Consider the following 2,708-nt stretch of genomic DNA (forward strand, 5'->3'; position numbering starts at 1 on the left):
CCCCTCCCGCGCCCGCCCCAACTCGCCCTCCAGCGCGGCGAGTCCAGCCCCGGGAGTGCCGGCGTCGGTCAGCAGGGCGAGCGGCGTGCACCCGGTCAGCTCCCACGCGAGACTTTTCACGAACCCGGTGAACAGATGCGCGTGCGGCGGTGTGACCGGCCCGGTGAGGACCGCCACCCCGAGCGTCCCGCCGTCGACCAGCGCGTCCCGCAGCTCCCGGGCCGCGAGGAACGCCGCTTCCTGCACGGCGAGCAGCGTCCCGGAGGGAGGCGCGGGCCAGGCCGGGGCCGAGCGCAGGTCGGTGAGGACACGGAGGTGGCGGAAACCCCGGGGGTTCTCGGCGAGGATCTTCTCGACGGACGTCTGGGGGTCGTCGCCGGGCCGCAGGGTCAACAGGCGGGAGGTGGAAGGGAGGCCGGGGACGGGGGAGTCGGAGAGGACGAGGGTGTCCGGGGTGAGGCGGTCCGGAGGGGCCGGTACGGCTCCGGAACGGACCCAGGCGACCGTGTGACGGCGAGTCAGCCGGGGTTCGGCGAGGGGGAGTCGGCGCAGGGCGTCGACCAGGTCGTCCGCCGCCAGATACGTGCGGTCCGTGGCGAAGCCCTGCCGGTCCGGGAGCGCCGACAGCAGGTCGCCCAGCGGGGACAGGACGGCCCAGCCCCTGGAGCGGGCGACCGACGCGCGGGTGAGGACGAACGCGAAAGCCCCTTCGGCGGGGGCGAGTTCGGGCAGACCGTGGAGGCGAGCGAACAGGGGAGTGCTGCCGCCGTTCGCACCGAGGACGAGCGCCACGTCCAACTCCCCCCTGCACAAGTACTTCTGCGCGGTCCTCAGCGCCGTACGCCCCGAGGTGGGCCCCGTGTCCACGGTCATCGTCAGCCCGTGCAGATCGTGCGCGGCGGCCACCCGCGCGGGGACCACGTTCGGCATCAGCCCCGCGAGCGTGTCCTCGCCCGCAGCCTCCGTACGCTCCAGCACGCTCTCCACGAACGCCTGCACGGGCTCGCTGCCGAGGGAGCGCGCATAGCAACGCACGCTGACGTCCGCCGAGTTGACCGGCACCCCGGTGTGCGCGGCGATCACCCCCGTGGTCTCCGCCAGCCCCTCCCAGAAGGGCGCGAGCCGCGCCGCGACCTGCAACGCCATCAACTGGGCCGGGTCGATCACGGCGGCGGTACGCGGCGGCATCCGCACCTCGCCGACCGGCGGCACCGGGTACGGCGCCCCGAACGACCGCTCTGCCAACGGGAGTCCGCGCGCCAGGCGCCGTAAGACCTCCGTCTCGTCCGGCGTCCCGGGCAGATGCGCGGACCAGCCGACGACGACCACCGGGTCCCCGTCGAGCACCGGGGGCTGCGAGCGGGGCGTCGACTCGTCCTGGAGGAGGAGGTGTGCGTTGGTGCCGCCGAACCCGAACGAGGAGACGCCCACCGTGCGGGGCCGGTCCGGCTGCCGGGGGAGCGGAGCCGCGTGTGCCGGGATGCGCAGCGCGGACGGGGTGATCCCCTCGCAGGGGACCTGCGCGGGCACCGTCGAATGCGCGAGGCCCTGGAGCGCGTGGATCACCGACAGCACCCCGGCGGCCCAACCGGTGTGCCCCACCACCGACTTGTTCGACGTGCACAGGACGCCCGGGCACGCCTCCTCCAGCACCGAACGCTCCACCGCGTCCCCCACCGGGGTCCCGGTCGCGTGCGCCACCACCCAGTCGAGCTGCCCCGCAGGAACCGCGTTCACGGCACGCGCCCGCCGCAACGCCCGTTCCTGCCCGGTCCGGTTGGGCGCGTGGACGGCCCTGCCCCGCCCGTCCGACGCCGCCCCGAACCCGGCGAGCACCGCGAGGACCCGGTCCCCGTCGGCCCGCGCACGGTCCAGCCGCTTGAGGGCGACCAGGCCCGCGCCGTCGGAGAAGAGCACGCCGTCCGCGTCCTCGCCGAACGCCCGCACCCGGCCGGCCCGGCTCAACCCGTTCAGCTGGGCGAACAGCACGTTGTAGCGCGGCCCTTGGGAGAAGGCGCCCCCGCAGTACGCGATGTCGCAGTCGCCGTCCAGGACGCTCTTCGCGCCGAGGTCGATCGCGTACAGGGACGACGCGCAGGCGCTGTCGATGATCTGCACGGGCGTCCCGGCGGGGAGGATGCCCTCCAGGGCGGACCGGGCCGCAGCGCGGGGGAGGTGGTCGGCCAGGACACCGGCGTGCGGATACCGCCGGCGCAGCGCCTCACGGACCTCCTCGGAGCCGGTGCCCTCGGCCACGGCCTCCACCAGGACGCTCTCCTCGACGTGCTGGCTGCCCTCGTTCCACGCGCCCACGAAGCACGCCGCCCGGAGGCCGGCCGGGCGCCCGCACTGGAGGAGCGCCGCGCGCAGCCAGTCGGTGAGGAAGTCCCCGGCGCCGTGCGCATACCCGGCGACCCGGCTGTACGTGCGGTCCGTCGCCCCGCGCTCGGCGGACCAGAAGTCGTCCAGCGCGAAGCGTCCCCCCGGCTCCGAGAACACCGGGCGGCCCTCGACGAGCCGCCCCCACAGGGCGTCCGGGCCGTCGACGCCGGGTGCCACGACACCCATGCCGACGACGGCGACCGTCTCTTCCCGCCCGGCCACTTCGGCCGCGACCGGGACACGGGACGTGAGCATCGCCCGCCCCACCGACAGACCCCCGTCCGCCAGGAACGACTGTCCCGACACCCGTCTCTTATATACATTCT

General features: G+C 74.9%; 1 protein-coding gene. It reads right to left on the reverse strand.

From position 1 onward, the window contains the following. Positions 1–2,688, reverse strand: a 2,688-nt coding sequence (locus AOK24_RS04140; RefSeq protein ID WP_206191142.1) for a beta-ketoacyl synthase N-terminal-like domain-containing protein, incomplete at its 3' end; no start/stop codon positions are given. Positions 2,689–2,708 lie beyond the last annotated feature (20 nt).

It is taken from the genome of Streptomyces niveiscabiei (assembly GCF_001419795.1).
Classification (GTDB): Bacteria; Actinomycetota; Actinomycetes; order Streptomycetales; family Streptomycetaceae; genus Streptomyces; species Streptomyces niveiscabiei.